Origin of the sequence: Bacteroides sp. ET225 (genome assembly GCF_024733745.1) — a bacterium.
Lineage (GTDB): Bacteria > Bacteroidota > Bacteroidia > Bacteroidales > Bacteroidaceae > Phocaeicola > Phocaeicola excrementipullorum.
Map to the genome: position 1 here is coordinate 97,476 of NZ_JANRHN010000008.1, position 25,801 is coordinate 123,276.

The 25,801-nt window shown below is 48.3% G+C and carries 14 protein-coding genes; 5 read left to right on the forward strand and 9 right to left on the reverse strand.

Going from position 1 to position 25,801, the window contains the following annotated elements:
* Positions 1-43: 43 nt before the first annotated feature.
* Positions 44-496 carry an HU family DNA-binding protein gene (locus NW212_RS05810; protein ID WP_258337703.1) on the reverse strand — a complete coding sequence of 151 codons (453 nt, stop codon included), beginning with the start codon at positions 494-496 and terminating at the stop codon, positions 44-46.
* A gap of 227 nt (positions 497-723) precedes the next feature.
* Between NW212_RS05810 and radA the strand changes: the two genes are divergently transcribed.
* The 5 genes from radA (at position 724) to NW212_RS05835 (ending at position 7,295) form a co-directional block, all read left to right on the forward strand.
* Positions 724-2,100, forward strand: a complete 1,377-nt coding sequence (radA, locus tag NW212_RS05815; protein WP_258337704.1) for a DNA repair protein RadA — start codon at positions 724-726, stop codon at positions 2,098-2,100.
* Between the two features lie 55 nt (positions 2,101-2,155).
* Positions 2,156-2,491 (forward strand): GxxExxY protein, encoded by a 336-nt coding sequence (locus tag NW212_RS05820; protein WP_258337705.1) that lies wholly within the window; start codon positions 2,156-2,158, stop codon positions 2,489-2,491.
* 73 nt (positions 2,492-2,564) lie between these two features.
* A complete protein-coding gene (locus tag NW212_RS05825; protein WP_258337706.1) occupies positions 2,565-4,214 on the forward strand; it encodes an NAD(P)/FAD-dependent oxidoreductase in 1,650 nt (549 codons plus the stop codon).
* A gap of 11 nt (positions 4,215-4,225) precedes the next feature.
* Entirely contained in the window at positions 4,226-4,804 is a 579-nt protein-coding gene (locus tag NW212_RS05830) for a helix-turn-helix transcriptional regulator (RefSeq protein ID WP_258337707.1), read from the forward strand.
* A gap of 115 nt (positions 4,805-4,919) precedes the next feature.
* On the forward strand, positions 4,920-7,295 hold the full coding sequence (locus NW212_RS05835) for a TonB-dependent receptor (protein ID WP_258337708.1): 2,376 nt from the start codon (positions 4,920-4,922) through the stop codon (positions 7,293-7,295).
* A gap of 160 nt (positions 7,296-7,455) precedes the next feature.
* Here NW212_RS05835 and NW212_RS05840 read toward each other — a convergent pair whose 3' ends face one another.
* The 8 genes from NW212_RS05840 to NW212_RS05880 all read right to left on the reverse strand — a co-directional run bounded on the left by NW212_RS05840 (position 7,456) and on the right by NW212_RS05880 (position 25,771).
* On the reverse strand, positions 7,456-10,392 hold the full coding sequence (locus NW212_RS05840) for a family 43 glycosylhydrolase (protein WP_375337952.1): 2,937 nt from the start codon (positions 10,390-10,392) through the stop codon (positions 7,456-7,458).
* A 9-nt stretch (positions 10,393-10,401) separates the two neighbouring features.
* The gene (locus tag NW212_RS05850) at positions 10,402-11,451 is read right to left on the reverse strand and encodes a family 43 glycosylhydrolase (protein ID WP_258337709.1); all 1,050 of its coding nucleotides are present in this window, start codon (positions 11,449-11,451) and stop codon (positions 10,402-10,404) included.
* A 137-nt stretch (positions 11,452-11,588) separates the two neighbouring features.
* On the reverse strand, positions 11,589-13,418 hold the full coding sequence (locus tag NW212_RS05855; protein ID WP_258337710.1) for a RagB/SusD family nutrient uptake outer membrane protein: 1,830 nt from the start codon (positions 13,416-13,418) through the stop codon (positions 11,589-11,591).
* 31 nt (positions 13,419-13,449) lie between these two features.
* Positions 13,450-16,575, reverse strand: coding sequence for a TonB-dependent receptor (locus NW212_RS05860; RefSeq protein WP_258337711.1), 3,126 nt, complete (start codon positions 16,573-16,575; stop codon positions 13,450-13,452).
* 233 nt (positions 16,576-16,808) lie between these two features.
* Positions 16,809-18,629: a glycoside hydrolase family 2 protein gene (locus NW212_RS05865; protein WP_258337712.1), complete on the reverse strand. Its 1,821-nt coding sequence runs from the start codon at positions 18,627-18,629 to the stop codon at positions 16,809-16,811.
* A 40-nt stretch (positions 18,630-18,669) separates the two neighbouring features.
* Positions 18,670-21,219 (reverse strand): glycoside hydrolase family 31 protein, encoded by a 2,550-nt coding sequence (locus tag NW212_RS05870; protein ID WP_258337713.1) that lies wholly within the window; start codon positions 21,217-21,219, stop codon positions 18,670-18,672.
* 362 nt (positions 21,220-21,581) lie between these two features.
* On the reverse strand, positions 21,582-22,631 hold the full coding sequence (locus tag NW212_RS05875; RefSeq protein WP_258337714.1) for an endonuclease/exonuclease/phosphatase family protein: 1,050 nt from the start codon (positions 22,629-22,631) through the stop codon (positions 21,582-21,584).
* A 221-nt stretch (positions 22,632-22,852) separates the two neighbouring features.
* Positions 22,853-25,771: a glycosyl hydrolase 115 family protein gene (locus NW212_RS05880; RefSeq protein WP_258337723.1), complete on the reverse strand. Its 2,919-nt coding sequence runs from the start codon at positions 25,769-25,771 to the stop codon at positions 22,853-22,855.
* Positions 25,772-25,801: the final 30 nt, after the last annotated feature.

Sequence of the window (25,801 nt, forward strand, 5' to 3'; positions counted from 1 at the left end):
ATTTTACCCTGGTTTTCATAGAATGATCCTACAGTGCTGATTCTTACACTGTTTCTTCTTCGTCACTATCGGCCTCTCCTCCCGCTTCGTCGGCAGCCGACTTCACCGGCACTTGCTCGTAGGTGAGGTTGTTGATGGCCTCCCGCAGCGTCTGTCCGGAACGGAAAAGTATACGGACGCGGTTGATGAGCGAATCGTCATACTCTTCCTTCGACACGGCCCCTTCACCGCTTAAGCTGATCTGGAGAGATCCCAGATCGCCCAAACGGACGATTTCGCCGCTTGCCAGCCCTTCTGCCACCACATCCTCCAGCGACACCAGAACGGCCATCACATCGGCACGGGTCACCGTACAGGCCTGCTGGATGCGCTCCGCCATCTCGCGGATGCCCATCACGCCGCGCGCCTGGGCACGTGCATAATACTTCACTTCACCTTCCGCCATCGGATTCGGATTCTTTCTCGCTACCACTGAATAAGTCACTGATCTTTTCATACTTTCTTTTTTTAGTTTACCTGAAAAACAATTGTTGCTCTCATGCATCAGTCGGCGCCATTGTTCCTGATTGCTCTGCAAATATACGGCAGCCGTCTGCGGCAGGCGTGCCATAAGATGCCGGATACAGACATAAAGTTCTCTTTTTTCGCAAAAATTCAAACGGGACCTTAGCCTTGAAGAAAGAATACGCTATCTTTGCATAAATAAAGCGCGAAATACAACCGATGGCAACAAAAGAAAAAACCGTATATGTATGCACCAGCTGCGGACACGAATCGCCCAAATGGGCAGGGAAATGCCCGGCGTGCGGACAATGGAACACGTTTGTGGAAGAAGTGGTGCGGAAAGAGCCTGTCGTGGCAAAACATGTGGCTCACGGAATCGAGGGAACACGCTCGAAGCCGCAATACCTGAAAGAAATCGTGGCGGGCGACGAACAGCGCATCGACATGCACGATGAAGAGCTGAACCGGGTGCTCGGAGGAGGGCTGGTGGAAGGATCGCTTACGCTGATCGGAGGCGAACCGGGAATCGGAAAGTCTACCCTCGTGCTGCAGACTGTCCTGCGCCTTGCCGACAAGAAGGTGCTCTACATCTCGGGCGAGGAAAGCAGCCGCCAGCTGAAGATGCGGGCCGACCGTATCCCCCACTCCGAAAGCAACAGCCTGCTCATCGCCTGCGAAACGTCGCTGGAACAGATCTTCACGCATATCCGGAACATTGCGCCTGATCTGGTGGTCATCGACTCCATACAAACCATATCTACCGAAAGCATCGACTCCTCTCCGGGCAGCATCGTGCAGGTCAGAGAGTGCTCGGCTGCCATCCTGAAGTTCGCGAAGGAAACCGGCACGCCGGTCATCCTCATCGGACATATAAATAAGGAAGGAAGCCTGGCGGGACCGAAGGTGCTGGAGCATATCGTCGACACGGTGCTTCAGTTCGAAGGCGACCAGCACTACATGTACCGCATCCTGAGGAGCATCAAGAACCGCTTCGGAAGCACCGCCGAACTGGGCATCTACGAGATGCGGCAGGACGGGCTAAGACAGGTGAGCAACCCTTCGGAGCTGCTGCTCTCGCAGGACCACGAAGGCATGAGCGGCGTGGCCATAGCCGGAGCCGTGGAAGGCATCCGCCCGTTTCTGATCGAAGTGCAGGCACTGGTAAGCACGGCTGCCTACGGAATGCCGCAACGTTCCGCCACGGGATTCGACCTGCGGCGCATGAACATGCTGCTGGCGGTGCTCGAAAAGCGCGTGGGCTTCAAGCTGGCGCAGAAGGACGTGTTTCTGAACATCGCCGGCGGACTGAAGGTGAACGACCCGGCAATCGACCTGGCTGTCATCAGCGCGATCCTCTCGAGCAACATGGACACGGAAATAGAAACCGGCGTGTGCATGGCAGGCGAGGTCGGGCTGAGCGGCGAAATCCGTCCGGTAAACCGCATCGAGCAGCGGATAAGCGAGGCGGAGAAGCTGGGATTCAGCAGAATGCTGATTCCGAAACAGAACATGCAGGGACTGGACAGAAAGAAGATCAAAATCAGACTGGCGCCGGTAAGAAAAGTGGAAGAAGCATTCCGCGAACTCTTCGGATAAGATTTACGAACCGCAGATTTTCACAGATTCTTCACTTTAATTTACGATTATTCTCATGACATTCATAGATAAAGGAACAAACGAACTGGTGTATAAAATTATCGGATGTGCCTATAACGTACATCGTGCATTGGGTCCGGGATTATTGGAGAACACATGCGAAGCTTGCCTCTGCTATGAGCTTAACAGGCTCAACATCAAGTATGAAAGGCAAAAAGAACTGCCCGTACTATATGAATTATCATCGAACTTAAAAACGGTAGAACAATTCCACCCTATCCACACAGCCCAGATCATAACTTATATGAAACTGAGCAAAATCCATTTAGGACTGTTGATTAATTTCTTCAGTACAAACCTGCAACATGGAATCAAAAGAATTATCTTATAACGGATAAAATAAAAAACATACAAATCCGCGGAAATCTGAGGAAATCTGCGGTAAAAAAACAAAAGAAAACAACATGACAGAAGAATATCAATTGCGGGTTCTGCCCGAACAGGCAGCAAGCGAACAGTCGCTGAAACAATACATCAGCAGAGAAAAAGGAATGGATATCCGGACAATCCGGGCGGTACGGACACTCAAGCGGAGCATTGACGCACGCCAACGGACCATCTTCATCAACCTCAAGGTAAGGGTATTCGTCAACGAAGAACCGGACAACGACGACTTCATCCGCACGGAATACCCGAACGTGGAGGGAAAGCGGCCGGTTATCGTGGTCGGCGCAGGTCCCGGAGGACTCTTTGCAGCTCTGAAACTCATCGAGCTGGGCGCAAGGCCGGTCGTGGTGGAGCGCGGAAAAGACGTGCGCAAGCGCAAGGAAGACCTGGCACGCATCAGCCGGGAGCACAAAGTGGATCCGGAATCGAACTACAGCTTCGGCGAAGGGGGAGCAGGAGCATACTCCGACGGAAAGCTCTATACGCGGAGCAAGAAGCGCGGAAGCGTAGACAAAATCCTCAACGTGTTCTGCCAGCACGGAGCAAGCACGTCGATCCTGGCGGACGCGCATCCGCATATCGGCACTGACAAGCTCCCGAGGGTTATCGAGAACATGAGAGAAACCATCCTTGCCTGCGGCGGTGAAGTGCATTTCGAAACGCGGATGGACGAGCTGCTGATCGAGAACGGCAAAGTGGCAGGCATCCGGACCAACCGGGGAACCGAGTTCCACGGACCGGTGATTCTCGCCACGGGACATTCGGCACGCGACGTATACCGCTGGCTCTTCGCCAACGGAGTGCCCGTAGAGGCGAAAGGCCTTGCTGTGGGCGTGCGCCTCGAACACCCGTCGCTGCTGATCGACCAGATACAATACCATAATAAGAATGGACGGGGAAAATACCTCCCCGCAGCCGAATACAGCTTCGTGCAGCAGGTTGACGGACGGGGAGTCTACAGCTTCTGCATGTGCCCGGGAGGATTCGTCGTCCCGGCAGCCAGCGGCCCGCACCAGCTTGTGGTGAACGGCATGAGTCCGAGCAACCGCGGAACGAAGTGGAGCAACTCGGGAATGGTGGTGGAGATTCATCCGGAAGATCTGGAAGACCCCGCGCTGCAGGTGCAGTCGGAGGCCCTGAAGGATTCTGCCGAAGAACTGACGGAGCAGCTGATCCTGTCGAATCCGGTGCAGGACGGCGTACATCCGCTGGCGGTGATGCGCTTTCAGGAAAAGCTCGAACAAGTGTGCTGGCAGCAGGGAAACATGCGGCAGACGGCACCGGCACAGCGGATGGCGGACTTCACGCGCAGAAAGCTGAGCTACGACCTGCCCGACAGCTCTTACAGCCCGGGACTGGTGTCGTCGCCCCTGCACTTCTGGCTCCCTCCGTTCATCAGCGAACGGCTGGGCGAGGGCTTCCAGCTCTTCGGAAAAAGCTCGCGCGGCTTCCTGACAAACGAAGCGGTAATGATAGCGGCGGAAACACGGACCTCATCGCCCGTAAGGATCGTGCGCGACCGTGAAACGCTCCAGCACGTCACGATAGAGGGACTTTTCCCCTGCGGAGAGGGAGCAGGATACGCCGGCGGAATCGTGTCGGCAGGAATCGACGGCGAACGGTGTGCCGAAGCGGCCTTCGCCTACCTGGAGGCTGTCACAAAATAAACTGTTCCAAGATGAAAGCATCCTCACCCGAAATCGCTATCCTCGAACAAAATACGCTGACGGCACTCGGCTTGCAGACCATACTGGAAGAAATGATTCCGAATGCCGTCATCCGGACTTTTTCCTCGTTCGGACAGCTCATCGACGATACGCCCGACATGTACGCTCATTATTTCGTGTCGGCCAACATTTATTTCGCGCACACGGCTTTCTTTCTTGAAAGAAGGCCGAAGTGCATCGTGCTCACCGCAGGCGAACAGCCGCTGCTGAACGGAATCCCCACGCTCAACATCTGCATGCCGCAGGAAAGGCTGGTCAAAGCCATCATGATGCTGCGGAAAACAGGACACGAAAGCATGCACCGCCCCCTACCGGAAGCGGCAGACGAACTGACCCCGAGGGAGATCGAAGTGCTGGTGCTGCTCACAAAGGGACTCATCAACAAGGAAATCGCCGAAAAGCTGCACATCAGCCTGACCACAGTCATATCGCATCGCAAGAACATCACCGAAAAGCTGGGGATCAAGTCTGCGTCGGGGCTTGCCATCTATGCGGTCATGCACGGATACATCGACGCCGACAGCATCTGACAGAATCTGCGGTTCAAAAAAAACACCCACAGCACAAGAAAATTATCCTCATAAATTAGGATTGCAGGACACAAAAAGAACCCGTTACTTTGCAAGCGGAAAAAATAACCGCAACATGAAAAAGCATAAAATACTAACTGGACTGATGCTGGCTTCCGCATCCGCGGCTGCAGCCACAAACAACAACGCCGTCGGCACACTGCCGGGCGACACAACCAAAGTAATCGACATCGAAGAAGTGGTGGTCATCGCCACCCCGAAAGAAAACAGCCGCCTGAGGCAGCAGCCGGTGTCGGCAACCTCGCTCTCGCAGGAAGACATGCGCAACAACGCCGTCACTTCGGTCAAGTCGCTCTCGGCGCTCGTGCCCAACCTCTTCATCCCCGACTACGGCTCGAAGCTGACCACCTCGGTGTATATCCGGGGCATCGGCTCGCGCATCAATACGCCGGCAATCGGACTGTATGTCGACAACATCCCCTTCATCGACAAGTCGGCCTTCGACTTCAACTATGCCGATGTGGAACGCATCGACGTAATGCGCGGCCCGCAGGGAACCCTCTACGGACGCAACACGATGGGAGGACTGATCCGCGTCTTCACCAAGTCGCCCTTCACCTACCAGGGAACGGATCTCCGGCTGAGCGCAGCCACCTACAACAACTACCAGGCTTCGCTCACCCACTACCACCGCATCAGCACGCAATTCGCCTTTTCGGCAGGTGCCTTCTACAGCCATAAGGGAGGATTCTTCAAGAACGACTTCAACGGAAAACGCATCGACACGGACAACGAGTTCGGCGGACGCATCCGCGCGATCTGGCTGCCCACGGAGAACCTGAAGTTGGACTTCACCGTGAACTACGAATACACGAACCAGGGAGGATACCCCTACGAATATACAGGACGCACGGACGGAGAAACCGAAGACCGCGCCGGATACATCGGAAGCATATCATACAACAACGACTGCGGATACAGGCGGAATCTGGTCAACTCGGGAGTGAACCTGGAATACCAAGGCAGAAACTTCACGCTGAGCAGCGCTACGGGATTCCAGTATCTCTACGACCGGATGGACCTCGACCAGGACTTCACGGAACAGGATATCTATACGATCATGCAGAAGCAGAATTCGAAAACGCTGAGCGAGGAAATCGTCATGAAGTCGAAGCCGGGAAGCAGATGGCAGTGGACTACTGGAGTGAGCGGATTCTACCAGTGGCTGGACACGGACGCGCCGGTGACTTTCCGCCAAGACGGGGTGAAGACGATGATCGAAGACAATGCCAACTCCATGTTCCCCAGCGGAAACCCTGCCGCACCGACCATGCACCTCACCGTAAACAACAGCACGCTGCCGGTGCCCGGACGGTTCGAAACGCCGGTGCTGAACGGAGCCGTCTACCACCAGTCGACGCTGAACGACCTCTTCGTCGACGGTCTGTCGCTCACTGTGGGACTGCGTCTGGACTATGAGAAGATCAAGATGCACTACGATTCGGGAACCGACATGGACTTTGACTTCCTCTTCGGCATGGGTCCGATGCACATCACCAGCGAGAACCTGCACGCCGTCAGCTCCTTCATCGGAGAAGAATCGGCCGACTACACGCAGCTCCTGCCCAAATTCGCCCTCGAATACGCATGGAATCCGCAGAACAATGTCTATGCAAGCGTAACCAAAGGATACCGCTCGGGAGGCTACAACATCCAGATGTTTTCCGACCTGATCCAGGGATCGCTGCGGAACGCGATGATCGACGCGCTCGCCGCCGACCCGAACTTCAAACGCTTCGCCTCGATGCTGGAGAATTTCAAGACAGGCTCCGCTTCCATCCGCGAAGCTACGCTCTACAAGCCGGAATATTCGTGGAACTATGAAATCGGCACGCACCTGACCTTGTTCGGCGGAAAGCTCCAGGCTGATCTGGCCGCTTTCTACATGGACACGCGCGACCAGCAGATTTCCCGCTTCGCCGACAGCGGACTGGGACGCATCACGGTCAACGCCGGAAAGAGCCGGAGCATCGGCGCGGAAGCGAGCCTGCGCTCACAGATCACGGACGCGCTCAGTCTGTACGGCAGCTACGGATACACATACGCCACCTTCACTGACTATACGCTGAGCGACACGGAAGACTACAACGGAAACTACGTGCCTTTCGTCCCGAAGCACACGTTCACCGCAGGCGGACAGTACGTGTTCAGACTGCGCAAAGGTGCATGGCTGGACAACATTACGGTCAACGCCAACTATCGTGCGGCGGGACGTATCTACTGGACAGAGCAGAACAACGCCAGCCAGCCGCTCTACGGCATACTCAACGGCCGCGTCAGCCTGAACAAGGGCAACGGCCAGGTCGGCTTCTGGATAAACAACGCGCTGAACAAAGACTACCAGGCCTTCTACTTTGAAACGATGAACAGAGGATTCGCGCAGCAAGGCCGTCCCCTCCAGTTCGGGATCGACCTCAAATGCAGATTCTGAGGAAGAGGAGTTAGAGAAGTTAGAGGAGTTAAAGGAGTTAGAGGAGTTAAAGGAGTTAAAGAATAAAAGGAAATAATCCGCGTAAATCTGCGGTAAAAAACAGGAGGGGAACCTTTCGGAAACATACCCTCCTGTTTTTAGCTCAAACATACGACATACTTTATTGCTTCAGGAATTTTTCCGCCCTGCCTGGCGTATATAATTCCCACAACGAAGCTACAGTCCATCCCGGCGCAAAAATATCGTTATAAAATCCTTTGCCATTATGTCCGTAATCCCAAGACGTATGCTGTACGACTTCAGGATAATACCCAGGCCTAGCAACACCGCATAAATGCCCTTCAAAAGGAAGCAGCTGCCTCATTGAGGTAAATATAACATCAGCCATCTCCGCAAAACGAGAGTCTGAATACTGCTCGGACAACCAGCGCAACACATCAGCAAACTCAAAGACAAAAACGTCAATATGGTTGTTTTCTACCGACACATTACCCCAACCGCGCGTTTTCAATCCTATATCTCCCAACATTTGACCTTTCGCAAACGGCACGTCCCATAAATAATACCATGACAAGGCAAAATAAGCCGCCGTACGACATAGCTTGGCATAATGCAACCTCTCGTTGCCGGAAGTAACCAAAGCCAAATAATAAGTAGCTGTTGCAGCATAAAGCGATGCTTCTTTGTCCTCACAATTTGCATCAAGAGTAGACGAAAAGTAATCCGACTTCGCTATGATTTCATGCTCCAAATAATCAGCCGTACGCTTGGCCGCTGCTAGATAACGCTTATCCTTAAAATATTTATAGCCCATGACTAATGGCAGTGTTGCCGAAGGAGTACTGCCTCCGCTTGCATCCACAACGGAAAAATCTTCATAAAATTTGCGTGGAAAACTGCCATCTTCTTTTTGCAAATGAAGAAACGTATCCAACAAATGCCTTATTTTATCCTCCCATTCTGCATGACGCCGACCATGTTGTTTCTCAAAAGACAGATAATGCAACATTGCATATACACCTTCTGACTGACGACGAATACTAAGTTCCTTCTTTTCCGTTCCTTCTTCCAAATCAACATACTCACGGAAAAAACCAGCGGAAGTAAAACCATTCTTCAAGTACGAACCAAAAATCCGGGCACTATTGTTTATCAGCTCATGGCGATTCATTTGCCAGCCATATTCCCATGCATTGAAAGCATTCAAAAGCGTGCGCCCAATAAATCCAACCTCAGCTATACCGTTGGGGCGACAATCATCTACCCGTATATGTGCCCCCGAATTATATACCAACGGATATTTATCAACCAGGCTTGTGACAAAATAACGGCTCAAAACATTTTTCATTTCCTCGACAGAGCAAAGAGTATCCACAGGCATCGGACGGTAAGTGTCATAACTATCCTCCCATGTCTGACAAATAAAATCAGAGAAATCAAGCGCCTTGCCCGGTTTGACTTTCCATGTCAACGAAAGTGTTTTCCCTTTTTCCAGAAAGCGATAGGCTTCAATTTCAGGAGCAAGGGTCAGTTTGCGCAAATAACTCTTGGGAGCCTCCTTATATGGATATCCAAAAGCCAGAGCGCTTTGTCCGTCCAAATTCTCAAAGCCAATAAAGCCCAACGAAGTTTCTCCAGAAAGAATAACTTCGCCTTCCTTATGCGTGGTCAGTGCATCTACACTTAATTCTCCGGTTCGGCTCACGACCAACGATGCCCCCGTTTTACTGTCAAAAACACCGGTCAGAGGCGCACTTAAGCGATCTTCTCTAACCACCCAACTGTCTGAAGTCTGAAATGACGGAGCGCTTTTGGGCGAACGCTGATTGCGACGATACCAAAAGCCGGGCATATAAAACTGGCTGTTCGCATGGAGAATGCCTGTCAGCAAACGATAATTGAAATTAAAATAGACATCTTCCAAAGCCATCAGCCGCAAAGTCAGATAAGCCTCATCATCATGCTTGTCTATTTTCTGAAACATTAATACAGGCAGACTTGTATCAGCTTTCCATTCATAATTAAAATAGCCGTCCGCTGCCTCTTCCATATGGAGCGGATAATGAACAGCCTTATTGCCAGGAACTTTCACAGACAAAACAGCGCTCAAAGCATCGGAAAAGAATACAGGTTTTTCGGATTCCGCTGAAGCAGACTTCTTGTCTACCTCCGGCCAGCCATCTTTCCAGTCCACCCTATCCAGCAGCAGAACGCGTCCGCCCGGATTCTTAACATTGACTCCATGATAAAGAATCCAGTCCTGCCCAACATCGTCCGTTACCAGTTCAGAATTATGTCCGGTTCCTACAAAGCGGTCATTGCGGCCTATCAGAAGTTCATGATGGTTTTCCAGCATACGCCGGCCTTGTTTGTCCACATAAGGACCCCACAACGATTTAGACCGTCCTACAACTGTCTGATATGTACTCTTTATTCCTTCACAGCAAGTGCCCGTAGAAGCAAACAAATAATAATATCCATCCCGTTTATAGATGTAAGTTCCCTCATAAGCAGACCCCGCAACCTTCTTAAACTCTGTTCCCTGCTTTAAAGACAAGCCATCATCCGACAACTCCGCCCCATAAATGCCTCGGAAACTGCCCCAAAATAAAAATTTCTTTCCATTATCCTCAATATAAAAAGGATCTATGCAGTTCTGAATCCCAATCTCGTTACTTCGAAACATCATTCCCTTGTCTTGAAAAGGTCCGGCCGGACTGTCAGACGTAGCCACTCCAACACCGCACGTCCATTCACCGCCCCAACGTGACATAGAATAATACAGTACATATTTGTCGCCTATCTTATTAATATCAGGAGCCCACAATCCCCCACCGGGTTCAAAAGCAGGCCGAGTATCATCTGTAAATGCAGTTCCCACAAATTTCCAGTCCACTAAATTCGAAGACCGGCAAATCGGCATATTACGTATATCTTCTGTTGCAAACAGATAGTAATATCCGTCCTCCGCTTTAACGACCGAAGGATCCGGCAAGCTATAATCCACAACAGGGTTGCGATATATATCCACAAATTCCCTTGCCACAAGCATTTGGCTTATGGCAAGGGTTACTCCCAAAAACAATCTTCTCAACATATCTCCTCATCATTTACATACAGGAGCTTCGGCTTCACTGGAAGGGCTATCTCCCTTTATCAATGGCCATCCGTCCTCGCTCCAAAAAATCCTATCAAGCATAAGGAAACGCCCTTTTGACGGAGTCATTCGATTATAACTATGATACAATATAAACTCATTACCCTCACTGTCTGTCACAATTTCCGAATTGTGTCCAGGGCCAACAAAATGATCATTTGCCCGAATAACCACGTCGTAACCGTTATCCAGCATAGACACGCCCGACTTAGACACATACGGTCCCAGCAGAGATGTCGAACGGCCAACCACTGTTGTATAGGTGCTCAACATAGCATTGCAGCAAGCGCCGACAGAGGCAAACATATAATAATAGTCACCTCGCTTACAAATATACGGAGCCTCAAAAGCCGTTCCGGCTATTTTCACCTTGTTCTTCTTAGCGGCCTCCAGATCACCGTTCAATACATTCATTCCGTCATCTGAAAGCTGCACAGCATAAATTCCATTAAAGCTCCCCCAGAACAACCATTTCTTGCCATCTTCCTCAAAGAAACAGGGATCAATGGAATTACGCACATCAATCTCTTTAGAAGTAAAGAGCAAGCCTTTTCCGTCACGTGATTTGTCCAGTTTGAAGGGTCCCTGAGGAGAGTCGGAATAAGCCGTTCCGATAGCTGCATTCTCCGGTTTCCCCATAGCCGACATCGCATAGTAAAGAACATATTTATCCCCTATTTTTTCTATGTCGGGCGCCCAGACAGAAACCCCTGAGCCTGTTACAAACGAAGGCCGCTTTTCAAACAGATTCTGATCACATTTAGTCCAGTTCACCAAATCTGCAGAATGCAAAGCCTGCCATGTATTTGTACAATACACATAAAAAGAATGATCATTTTCCTTCAAGACCGTCGGGTCTGCCGCACTATAATCGGTCAATGGATTTGAATAAGGATGCTGATAAGTCACATAAGTGGTTGATTCATCATCCGAACATGCAACAGATGCCCCTCCCATTATCAGAGCCAGGGCTGAGATATAAAAATGTTTCTTAGTCATAAAATCTAATATAAATTTGTCACATTGAATTTTTAGGCGCAAGCCATTGAACCAGGAAGTGTTCCATAGACACAACAAACAGACTTCCAGCAAATTCATTATGCCTAAAAATTAAAATTCATTCTATTGCCTTTCCGTTATTTCCCAATCTTCGCATCAAGTTCCTCAACAGGAATATTGTCTTCATAACCGTCATAACCGTAATTCTGATTGATACGGCCTTGAGTATTCGACTCTATCGCATTTTGAGGTATCGGCCACAATACATGATAGGGCTCCATAACAAACGCATTCGTGTCATAAAAATATTGTTCCTTAAAGAAGTTGTTTTTTTCCATTATGCGGTCGTAATACCAATTCTTTTCAGAGAAATTTTCCAAAGAATAGCCATCTGCACCCAATTTGGCCTTCAAATAAGCGATGCGTGTCAGCTCAGTCTTACGATGATCTTCAAGAAAGAGTTCACGCGCCCTTTCGTCCAGAATCTGTTCCAGTGTAACCGATCCTTCCGGAAGTTCAGGGGCTTTGGCACGACGGCGGATAATGTTCACATCTTCCGTTGCACCTTTCAAGTCACCTTGCCACCAGCGCGCTTCCGCCCGATTCAGGTAAGTCTCTGCCAAACGGAAAATATATTGGTCAGTATAACCGCCTACAGGCACTTTTCCTCCGGCATTAGGATCGTCTTTGCTTATCAGAACCTTAACAATAGGGAATGAAAAGTAGCAGCGCATCGTGTCGGTACAATAAGCCGGATCCACGGGTTTTCCAAACCATTTATCACTTCCTCCCTTGTTAGCCGGGCGGTTATAAACAATACGCGATTTATCAAACCAGTTGTTTTCATTATGCCGCAAGTCACTTCCGCAATTGCTCCAAAGCTCATACTGAGCATAATTTGTCGGACGGATCTTAGCTAGGCCACGCCCCAATTCCTCCAATTGTTCATATCCATCATAAACGCCTGAAGCATCCGTCGTTCCCTGCTTCCCATCGGGTGTCTTGACCTTGCTTCCCGCATGCCACTGAGGAACGAAATTACGTTTGCGCTTTGAACCGCTAGGCGAAGAACAGCCTTCAAGTCCATAACGTTCCTGTCCCACCATAATCCATTCCTTATTGTCTGTGCGACTGATATTATCCGGATCAAACAAATCATTGAACACATCTAACGACGAATCGTCCAGATTTACGCCAAAGCGCTCCGTCATCAGATGCAAGCCATAATCGTCTATAACTCTTGTCGCAGCATCCTCCGCATTCTTGAACTCGCCCAAAGCCAAATATATTTTAGAAAGCAGGTGTTCGCCCGCGGCACGGCCAACAGAACCTGGAGTTACGGATTCCGGCAGCCACTTGACGGCATATTCCATGTCCTTCTTTATATTTTCCAGGATGGTCCAGCGTGAAGTTGTATTGAAATCCAGCTTCGGTCCTGTTATTTCAGAATCAATCCAAGGAATATCACCGAATTGATGAGTCAGCAAATAATACCAGTACGCGCGATGAAAGTATCCTTCCGCCAAAACAGCGTTACGGTCTTCTTCAGAAGCCATATCCGAAGCTTCAGGCGCACGTGTTATAACAGTGTTAGCATATTTAATGCCATTCCATCCGAATACCCAATAGCGCAGATGCAAATACATGTTTGTAGTAGGCGTCAACTGTGTCACCATATTATGAATCTCCTTGGTTTCAGGGCCTCCCATCACCGCCAAGTCAGACCAGGCATATTCGTAAACGGCAAAAGTTTCACAATTTCCAGAATTAAAAGCATCTCCAAACCATTCAAAACTAATTTGTTTGCGACAAAGGCGCAACATGGTTTCCAACCCGTCACGGTCTACAAATGTATTTTCTGGAGTCAAGAAAGACATTGGTTCAGGCGTCAGATCGACACAACCGGACAAACCAGCAGCCATAAAACAAGCCATAATGCCTTTTGCAACATATCTTTTCGTTTTCATTTTGATTTCAATTGATATAATAAAATTACAGTTACAAAGTCATGTTTACTCCAAACGTAAAGATGCGTGGAGAAATAGCATTTACCATCGGATCAGACGTACGCCATCCAGATATAGTGAACGCATTGTCTACATTCAAGCTAACACGCAAGTTCTCAATCTGCAACTTTTGTATCAGATGCTTCGGGAATGTATAAGACAACGACATGTTCTGCATCTTCATATAACTACGGTTCTTGTAAATATTTACCGTAGGGTTATTGCAGTCAGAACCTAAACGAGCATATCCCGCACTTGGATTCCAGGGAGTCCAGTATTCTGTCCATACAGAATTTGCCTGATTGAAGTAACGGTTATCCTCATTGCGCGCTAAATTATCCACAGCCTTCCAGCCAAATTCGCCGCGCAAAGTGAAAGAGAAATTAACGCAGTTCCACAAATCCAGGCTGCTGGAAATATTCAGCCGGTGAGTAGGTATCTTAGAGCCTAGCCATTGTTTGTCATCCTCATTGATCACTCCGTCATTATTAACGTCTTCCAGTTTCGGATCTCCCGGCTGCTTGCCGTATTTATCGGCTTCAAGCTCCTCGCCCATCTGCCAGATACCAACAAATTTATAGTCATAGATATCATCGATACCGTGGCCGATATACCAACCGTTCTGAACGTCATCATCTTCACGCTGCCCCACTACGTTTCCATCGGCATCCAATACATCGATCATATTGCCATACAAGTGCTTAATCTCATTTTTATTGGTAGAATATATGAATGATGTAGTCCAATGCACTTTTCCCGGAACATTTATATTCGTTGTGGTAACAGTGACTTCTACACCTTTATTGTCAATTTGTCCCAGATTTGAAGCAATGCTTCCATATCCCGATATTTCAGGCATCGCCCGGTCCATCAGCAAGTCTGTTGTTTTATTCCAATAAGCATCAACAGTACCTGTAATACGATTGTTCAGCACGCCAAAATCCAGACCAATATTGCGTCCTGTAGTAGTTTCCCACTTCAAATTACGGTTGGCCAAGCTGGACGGATAAACCGCTTTATAGTTAACGCCATTCATAATGGCATTGGTTACCGTCAAGCGGGAAAAAGCTGCATAACGGCCGATGTCACGGTTACCAGTCTGTCCCCAAGAAAAACGAAGCTTCAGATTATCCAGCCAATCAACATTCTTCAAGAATTTTTCTTCATTCATGCGCCAAGCCACGGCAGCAGAGGGAAACACTCCATAAGGGTCATTCTGGCCAAAAGCAGAGAACCCGTCGCGACGCACAGCCGCCGTCAAAAGGTAACGGTCCAGCAACGAATAGTTCAAGCGCCACAGCAAGCCATTGCCGGTCTGCATCTCATCCGTAGAGGTTACCGTAGGAGCGATACCAGACTGGATAGCATGAAAAATAAGATTCCCGTTGGGTTGGAAAGCTTTATTCTCGCCCGTAGAGTCCCACGACTGATATTTTTCGACTGTATACACAAAAGTAAAATCGAAATTATGAATGCCTCCAAATGTCTGATTCCATTTCAACATGTTATCCACGCTCCATTCATAATCAGAGAAATCACGGCGTTTGGCCTTACCTCCAGCGTCTACCCCTGGCTTGATGTCCGAATCGAAATAATAATCTTTTATCCAGCCAAAACGCGCATTGAACGTAGTCTGCCAGGAAAATCCCCAAGGCAGTTTCAGTTTTCCATATACACTGGAAACCAGCGTCTGTCTTTTATTCAACTTACTGTCTACCGTATGGGCCAGCAACGGATTTGAAGTGCGGTTATCGTTTGCCGGCCTCACTTTGATCGTTCCGTCTTCCTCCCACATATTGCCAAAAGGGCTCATGGATTTAGCTCCTGAGATGTCAGCGCCAATGCCGCTTTGGTCTTTGGTGGCAAACTGGGCATTCAAACCGACATTCAGCCATTTTGTAATCTGTGTATCCAGATTAATACGGGCACGTACAGCCTGAAAATAATCGCCGACCTTGAAGCCGTCATTATTCGTATAGCCTAACGAGAAATAATAATTGGTACGTTCATTCTTACCGGAAACCGACGCATTATAATCCTGGCGGAAACCGTTCTGCAACACCAGATCCATCCAGTCTGTAACACGGCCAGCCTTATAATTCTCTATTTCCAACGGGTCGAAACCCAGGCGTGTCAGCCATGTCCCTATATAGTCACCAGAAAATGAAGCATCGTAACCTGCCCATTGTTCCTGTGTCACACCCTCAGGCAAGTTATAGGGATTATCATAATAACCGTTCTTCATCTGCGAGTCGCTGGGCTTAAAATAGTCCTGGGTTTTCCAATAATCCATACGGCGCTGTATAAACTGCTCAGGTGTTGGCATTACCGGAGTGAAAGTAGCCTGCACCGTACCTACCTTAGCGCTTATATTTATCACCGGCTTGCTTGATTTTCCCCGTTTGGTGTTGATCATAATTACACCGGCAGAACCTTTAGCACCATAAATGGCTGTAGAGCTAGCATCCTTCAGCACATCCATGCTTTCAATATCGTTGGGGTTGATATCATCAATGTTACCATAAAAAATGACACCGTCCAATACAATCAGCGGAGAAGAACTGGCCTTCAAAGACTGTTTGCCACGAATCAACAAAGACCCGCCGCCAGCAGCATCAGTAGAAGGAGTCAGGTTAACACCGGCAATGCTGGCAGAAAGAAAATCCAAAGCATTCGTCGCCACCCTGCTCTGCATCACCTCTTCGCCGATATGGGATACAGAACCGGTCAAATCCTTCTTCTTCATCGTACCATAACCGACAACAACAACCTCATCCAGCATTTTATTGTCCTCTTCCATCTCTACGTTTAGTATTCTTGCATTGGCGTCCAACGTCTTCACCACAGTCTTATATCCAATAAAAGAGAAGACCAAAGTAACTTTCTTCTGAGGAAGCTGCAGGCTATAACGCCCGTCAATATCAGAAATCGTCCCGGCAGACGAGATTCCTTCAACTGTCACACTTACACCAATAATCGGTTCACCTTTATCATCGGTAATAGCACCTGACACTTCCCGAAATGACTGAGCCCGTACAAATGCTACTGACAACAGGAAAAGCAGCAGCAAGCAGCACCTCCCTGTCAAAGAACCATTCAGAATCTTTCGTTTTTTCATGACATTAAATTTAAAAACTTAGTTTACATTAAAATTAAAAACTCGTCCATTATAGATCTATAAGATTTGCTTTCAGTTTTTCAACATTGCTAAATTATGGCAAAAACAAGAATCAGGATAGCACAAAAATCCTAAAAAAAAGGAGTAATGTCCCAAACAACAGGTTTTGAACGGGATTTTCATACTGTTAGAAAATAGCAATGAATCTTTTCATCCTGCCGCACAGAAACCAGTCAGAACCTATTGTCGAGCGAATGGCAGACGGTCTGATTGATTTCCCGAAGTTTCGCCTCGTCCAACTTGACAATCTTGCGGTCATAAGTTATCAGACCATTGACTTCCACCTCCACATCAGTTATTTGCGTATAAACTGCTGCAGAAAATCCGGTTTTCGCCAACTCCAACAGCATACGGGCATACCTTATGTATTCCTCGGTAGCTTCATCCGCATTTTTAAACTGAACATAACCCCAGTTGCGTCTGTCCTCCCAGGTATGTCCTTCCAAAGCCAGACCAATGCCGCCGTATTCACCCAAAACCGTCGGGCGAGCGCCGTCATAAAGATAAAGTTCTGGAGCGGGATATTTATGAAGGTCCAACATATCTCCACAGGCATAATGATTGCCTCCGCTTGCGGGGTTCACCAAACGTGAAGGATCATAACTTTTTGTCCATGCAACAATCTCAGGAGTCTTAAACTGCCCCCAAGCCTCATTGAAAGGAACCCAAACAGCAATTGAAGGATAAGAATAAAGGCAGTCGATAATCTCCTTCCATTCCTTCCGGAAATTATTTTCCGACTCGGAGGAGCGAGTGACATCCCTTCCGTTAAAATAACATCCGGGTTGCCATTCCGGACTGCGGTCGCCATTAGGCATATCCTGCCATACAATAATTCCCATACGGTCGCAATAACTGTACCAGCGGGCCGGCTCAACCTTGACGTGCTTGCGTATCATATTAAATCCCAAATCTTTTGCTTTCAGAATATCATAAGCTAAAGCCTCGTCGCTTGGAGCCGTATACAGACCGTCTGGCCACCAACCCTGATCCAAGGGGCCAAATTGAAAGATGTCACAGTTGTTAAGCTGCAGGCGCATAATGCCGTTTTTGTCCCGGCGTGTAGAATACTTACGCATTCCTGCATAGCTTTTCACCTTGTCCACCAGTTTTCCATGAGCATACAAGCATATTTCCAAATCATATAAGAAAGGGTGGTCGGGCGACCAAAGCTTCGCATCAGCGGGCATGGCTACATCAATGCCAACATTGTTCAGAGCCGCACCGGAAGCAACCTTCTTCCCGCCATCAAAAACAGCGACTTCCACCTTGTCCACTTCATCCTGCATATTAGCAGCAACATTCACCGCAAGCAGATTCCGGTCTACATCAGGCGTAATCCTGACCTTTTCAATGTATTGCTCGGGCACAGGCTCCAACCAGACAGTCTGCCAGATTCCGCTGACCGAAGTATACCAGATGCCATGAGGGTTGTCCACCTGCTTGCCACGAGGCTGGAAACCTTTGTCAACAGGATCCCATACTTTTACGCACACTACATTTTTACCTTTGCTAATAGATGAGGTGATATCAAAACAGAACGGGGCAAATCCGCCTGTATGGGATCCAACCTTAATGTCATTAACCCACACGTCAGCCTTCCAGTCCACAGCCCCAAAGTGCAGCAGCACCCGCCTGTTTTTCCAAGACGAAGGAATTTCAAACTCGCGCATGTACCAAAGTTCATTTTCCTCTCCTAACTTTCGGCCTACGCCAGACAAACTTGACTCAATGGCATAAGGCACTAAAATCTGACCTTCATACGATGCCGGAGCTGAAGATCCGGCAGGAAGAACGGAATAATGCCACAATCCGTTCAGATTCAGCCACTCTTCACGCTCCATTATCGGACGGGGATATTCCGGCAAGACATTATTGACATCCATATGCTCCGCCCATGTAGTACGAATACGATTTCCTGCAGGCCTCCATTGCGCCTCAGCACAAAAGACATTCACCAATAAAACGAAAAAAAACAGTCTAAATTTATCCATTCTTGAAATAAATTAAATGAAAAACAAGAGAATATTCCTATCAAAACGCACGCTCCCAGCCAACGTTTCTTAAAAACCAGCTGACATCTTCTTTTTTCAGTCCCTGGCGCTCCAATACGGCGGGCAGTTCTGACCAACTTTTCCAGAATTCGGCCACACGGTTTTCCATCTCATCAGGATAATATAAGACCGTTTCATTCAGGCTGCCCATCTTTCCCAGTTCCTCTTTAAAGCAGATATAAGAGTTTCGGTACTTCAACGCTTCCATTGACTTTGACATTCTGCGCGTTATTCCCGGCAGGCCATTCAATTCAGAATTTCCTCTGCCATATACAATTTCCACTCTTTTCTCTTGTTCGCAGGATACGACAGGCAGCTCGACCAAAAGTGCGAACTCTTCGGCCTGATAAGTATACTTTGCCGGCTGCCCGTTAACGGAAACAGATTCCGGCATATGCGACAGCAGCACCTTCACCTTAAACGGACGCGACACGGGCATATCTTTATACATACCCTTACGCCCGCCTACCACTATTGTCTGTTTGTTTCCCTTACGGCAAGATTCCAAGTGCGTGACAGCATATTGCGAGTCATAGTTTTTATCATTTCCATTATCTTCATAAAGATCGAAACACGAAAAACCTTCTCCTCCCGGGAATACGGTGACCACGATCTCCTCATCGTTGCCATTCAGATTTTTGACCTTGTCTGTATAAAAAGGAAGAATCGCTCCTCCCTTTACATAAACGGGATACTCATCTAGAGCAAAATTCCGTTCCACGACCTGTCCGCCCGACAACAATGTGCCAGAACTCCATTCAAACCAGTCACCTTCAGGCAGCCAGGTACGAACCTTTAAATATCCGCTGTCCGAAGGAGCCGTTGCCGGCGACACCAGCATGGCATCTCCAAACATATATTCGTTGCGGAACCGGTAAGCTTGAGATTGTTCCGGCCAGTCATAATACAACGGACGGCAAAGTGACAACCCTTCATCATATCCCTTACGGGCCATTGTATAAATATATGGAGCCATCGTATATCTCCGGCAAATCGTTTCACGGACAATGTCGCTGTATCCGCGGGAAAAAGCCCAAGGCTCTTTATTCAGCTCTGCACTTTTTTGCGAATGTGTACGCATAATCGGACTAAAAGCGCCGAACTGCAACCATCGGACATACATTTCCGGATCAATGCGACTGCCTATATGGCCGCCTAAATCATGACTCCAATAGCCATAAAGCACATTGGAAGCCGTAGAATTAAAATAAGGCTGGTATTCGAGAGATTTCCAGGAGATAACGGCATCCCCGGAAAATCCCACCTGATAACGGTGGTTCCCCAGTCCGCCCCAACGATGATAAAGCAACGGACGCGTGTTGCGGTTGCGCTCCATTCTGCTAAAAAAGGCATAATTGATCCACCATGTATTATTCAGCCCTTTTACCTTCGGATCATACAAATCTTGCTGCCAGTCCAGCCACCAGAAGTCAACTCCGGACTTCTCCATCGGTGTCAATATCTGGTCGAACATGCTGTTCATAAAACATTTATCCGAATTAATCCAGTGGATTGTCTTCCCCTCAGCCGGATTCAATCCCATACTTTTGGCCATCTCCGCATATTGTTCTTCATAAGATGCCACACCGCCCGCCGGATGCAGATTAAGCGTGACTTTCAGGTTTTGTGCTTTGACATAACGCAAAAAGCCTTCAGGAGATGGAAACAGTTCACGGTTCCATGTCCATCCGGTCCAGCCCCCTTTGCCTTTTTCCGTATAATGCCAGTCCATGTCGACCACCAGTACATCCAGCGGAATGTCATACCGATGAAAATTATCTATCAGCCTGCGGAACTCTTTATCAGAATACAGCCAGTAACGCGACCACCAATAGCCGAAGGCGTAGCGCGGCGGCAAAGGCATCCGGCCGGCAAACAGGATGTAATCTTTCAGTGCCGACTTATAATCATGACCATAAGCCATAAAAATCCAGTCCTGATTCCCGTCGGCCGGACGCTCCTTCACCCACTCCCACTTCTTGTCACCATCAAACAAGTGGCTTTGCGAATCATCGATCAATGTCCACCCGTCAGTCGAGAGCAACCCGTCTTCCAATGCCAACGTATCTCCTTTCTGCGTATCGCGCACCCATTTCTGCGTCTGTACATTCCCGTCCATACCGTCAAGCGTACGATACGTCCCTTTCAGATTGCCCGACTGGCGCATTCCGGGATGCCAGACAAAAGGGACAAGATTCCCTCTGGAACTGACAGTCAGATTCTTTTCCGTGAAACAACCGCTATCCTTCAGATAACGCAGTTTCATTTTCGATGTAATGATCTCAACCCATCTCCCTTTCGTCTTCAACTGATAATCAACCTGAGGATACGCACGGTTGACAACAACAAAAGACTTGTCGTCAACAAAACAGCCTGCCGGAGAATATTCCATCCGGACAACTCCATCAGACACTACAGTGAAACGAACATGCGCGTCCTTATACACAACATTACGCTGCATCGTTTTTGCCTCCATTACAGACAAACCCGCCAGCAACATACCGACCAATAATATGAATTTCCTTTTCATGGAACTATACTATAAATTAAAGATAACTGTTCACGAAGTGCAAAAGTAGGAATCCCATACACCCACAGAAACAGAAACATGCCAATTAATAGCACGAATGTATCAAACTCCCGAAAACAGTCTTTCCTGCAAAGCAAAACGGCCTTATCTCCCCCAAAAAAGTCGGAGCATCCCGCAGAAAAGTTCATCTTCAGATTAAAGATCTGCATCTTCAGGCTGAAGACTTGCATCTCCAGGCTAGAGATTTGTATCTCCAGCCTGGAGATGCAAGTCTTTTCCGCGAAAGGCTCCGCATCAAGCTGTCTGCCTTGTCACTTTTCAAGAAAACAAACGCAGAAACATCCATTTGACAGAATCCTAACCTACCGGCTACATCCGGCAAAAGCAAATATTGCCAGATTCCCTTTATGATCGCTTGGCCATACACACGCAGGAACCCAAATCGGGTCTTCCGAACCGTTTTCCTCAATACGCCCTCTCAACACGGTTTCTCTGGGACCCACCAAGACACACTTCTGCAGCTTTAAAGAGCTGCATGCCGGATAATAATAAATAAAATCAATCCGGTCCCGCTCATCAGCATCCGGTGCCCAAGACAATCTGTCAAGCGCATGGCGATTGCCGGCAGGAAAAGTAAAACCCGGAAAACGAACCGGATCCGGATGTTTCTCCCGATAAGCGTCCCTGAAGCCTGCATCCAGCAGCATCCTTGAACAGTCCCAATGAATAACCGCTCCGTTATGATCCCACAAGTGCCTGGTACTATCCTGCCAGTCCAAACAAGAAGGCTCGTTAAAGTCACCTCCTATAATTACTTCGCGACCGCATGCTATATCCTTTCTGGCCTCTTCTAGAAAAGCCGCAACCGACTCATCCCGATAAGCCAAACGATTGGCTGCCAAAACAGCCTGCTCATCTGTTACAGGCTTGTCAATCTTTTTCCAGGTTGTTCCGCTGTATCCACGGGGCATATAACATTCATAATGCCTATGATCCAAATGACAAGAGTAAAAAGCCACCTCTTTACCGCCTGCCGCAACCAGAAATTTCACCATTGTACGCTCTTCATTTCCGGGAACAGTACACAGTTTCTGTACTTTTTCCGGATGGATTTTGCTCAAAAAGCCGACAGCCAGATCAAAGGCCTCGCCATAATACAGCTTGCCCCTCTGCTTCATGTCCTGAATCACACGGTGCACGAACTTCTGCCCGCCGCTGATTTCACACAAGAAGACAATATCCGGATCAACCTCTTCCAAAAGATCAAGGAATCCCTGATAACCATCCGACACTTTGGATGTTCCGCCCCATAAGTTCAGCTGCAAGACCTTGATGCCTTTTCCACACGTCTGCGCCATATTGAAACCGAAGGATGCCGACAGACATAAAAGCAGGACAAAGAATTTCTTCATAATTTTCATAATACAAAAAACGCAGACAACAAAACCCGACGAGAGTGTATCAAAACACAAATCAACTTTCATTTTGTCATCCCAAGCAAAGCGAAGCAACTCGGGGACATAAGCTGATACATGCAGGACATTTCACTTCGTTCAACATAACATTACTTCTTGACAGTCAAATTTTATTTTGACACACCTTCTTGCAAGCCATGTTGTCTGCGGTTTATAAATCATTTCTTCATCACTCTTGTAGGAAGAGGCCCCGAATAAGACCGTTTCATGCCGCCAAAATCAAGTACAATCTTCTGCAACACCGTTCCGGCATCTCCACAGATAATCTTCACTGTATGCTTGCCCGGCTTGTCTATATGGAGCGTTGTCTTGTTAACGCGACAGTTCTTCAATACACTTTCATACCAGATCTGAGCATATTCAAACGAAGAGGTAGAAGGGTTCATCACCGGGCCTTCATCAATGCAAACTCCATACTTAGTTTCAATATTAGTGGCCTCATGACCGGCATATCCCCGATCCGAACTGGTTACAAACGTTGGCAACACATAAGTATAGACATCCACTGACCCTTGCTCGAAGGTATAAAAGTCATATTCCAGACGAGGCGTGTTACGCCCTCCCGTACGCTGGGGAGGAGCTGTCGGATTGCCCATCTGAACAGATACGTTCTCAACGCCCAGATTCGGAAGTATCATCATCTTAATGGCATCGTTCTCAACTTTGCGATGAAAGCCCGCCGCATCAATAGATACGTAACCGTTAGTTTCCACATACAGTGAGTCGAGGTCCGATGGCGAAGGCGGATTGAAGACAGACACCCACACGCTTTCTTTGTCACCGTTGTCCGATGTCACCTCCACCATGCCACAGACACGTTCGCCTAAAGGAGCCTTTTTCCAGTCGACAGACACTTCTATGCGATCTTCTGTGAACGTATTTCCTGCATATTTGTTCAGCAGAATCCATTCAGCCGAAACAGAAGCTTTCCACTTCAGAGCTTTGGAGCCTTTATTGAACACGTCTACATAATACGACACGTCCGGAAGATAGGCGCTGAAGCAAGGCAACGAATGAAAGTTCTTCGCCCCCTTCAACAGATCCTCCTGCTCAGCCATAACTCCCAGCGACGGCTCTGCGAGCAAATCAACGGAATACAATTTAGGCAGTTCAAAATAAGCTGCGGCGAAACCTTGTTTCATCGTCATAACGTGATTCCACTTCCCGCCGAGCAGGTCATTATAGCCCTGCGTTATAATGTTCAGGCTGTCATAACAAACCTTGACAGCATCGGCCAGCCGGTTTGCCGCTGCCCGCTGCTGGATGGCATACCAGCGATTGCGTTGCCCGTCCAATACCATACGGTTTAAAAGTTCGCATCCTTTCACCGGATAATACATGATCTGATAAAAGCAGGCCTTTTTTTCTTCGGGAAGTTCTTTATAAATACGTTCCGTTATGTCACTGATACGACGGTATTCGGCCAAACGGCGGTCTGCCTCCCGATAATTAGTCAAAGAAAAATCCGTATCCGTATTACGCTCGCGGCCATGCTTGTCTGTCGCCCACTGATATCCCCAGCCCATAAACTCAGGCCGGCGGACAAAAGCCAGTCTATAGAACGAGTCCCATACATCTGCATATTCGGCTTCATATTCATCGCCGATCAAACGGGATAACCATTCTGCGCGGTATGTGGCCGCACGATCCATGCTAAACGAATCAATGTCGTATGCCATCTCCAGAAAAAAGTCCACTGCAAATTCACACGACTTTATATCGCCGGCATTCAACAGCCAGATCCGATCAGCCGTCATGTCATACGCTTTCCGCAATTCTTCATACATCAGTGCAGGCGAAGTGGTGTTCATCCACAAATGATCATGCGGCTTGCCCAGATATGACGCATGGTAATAAACTCCTGAACGTCCCGAACGCTTCTGCTCCTTGGGGCTGCTCAACCGCTTCATGTAACCGTAATTGTCGTCCGGCCAGATGATAGTAACATCATCCGGCAACTCAAGTCCCTCGTCATATACGTCCAAAACCTCCTTATACGGAGTGAATGCCTGAGGTATTTCATTCGCCGGCTTCCCTGTCACATCGGCCAGCATCTTGCGCTGATTCATCAGTGCTTCCTGCAACATATCTTTCCTGGCAGACATGTCATTGCTTGCCTTCATCGCCTTGTCATGAAGCCCTCGCAAGGCCAGTGTATAAACATTCTCAAAAGGAGCACAAGCCTCAACGCGCAATTTCAATATGCTGTCAACGCCGCTGCGGTTGTTTACATAGTCCCACTCACCCATCGTTTTGCTATTCCACTCACTGGCCGTATTGAACAGCAAAGGTTCGCAATGAGAAGACCCCATCACTATCGCAAAACTATCTGCAACCAGTCTGTTTTCAGGAATCCGGTGAAAAGCCATCGAAGCGTCGTGCATGGCCGGACAGAGGTAATTGGCCTGCAAGCGCAGCAACAGTTCACAAACTTTGGCATACGTCTTTGGACCAAAGTTCCCCCGTTCTTTCTCGAAATTCAGTTTCGCCCAGCGATAGAGTCCCCAGTCTTCATCGTTTATAAAAATTCCCCGATATTTCACAGAGGGCTCTTTCGACAGTGTTTTATTCACTGCGAGATAAAGGTTCTTCTGCTTCCTGACCGGAACGTCAGCCCACCAATACCAGGGTGAAACACCTATAGCACGAGATACGGAGAGCAAGCCATATGCAGTTCCCCTACGGTCACTTCCTGCTATCACCAAAGCCTGCTTCACGCCCCGCAACGGACTTTTAACCAGCTGGATCACATAGCTTTCCCAACGTCCCGTCAGTCCAAGCGTGTCAATCTGTCCTTTAGAAACCATCTCATCAATCAGCCTATTATGCCCAACAGTTCCTACAATAATGCTATGATCAGCCAGCAGAGCCTTATCCGAACCATAAACAATTTTCTTTCCCGTGACCCGCTGTACATCATCTGCAAACAATTCTGACGATTTCTTTATCACAGAAAAGTCTGCTTCATCATAATATAATGAAGCACACTCCCTTGAATCCACCAAAGGAAATACATTGTCGCCATTGACCTTCAAGGAAAGAGAAACCTGAGCAAAGACTGCAGATGAAGCAATCATCACTGCTGCACCCGCTATAAATCTTTTGCA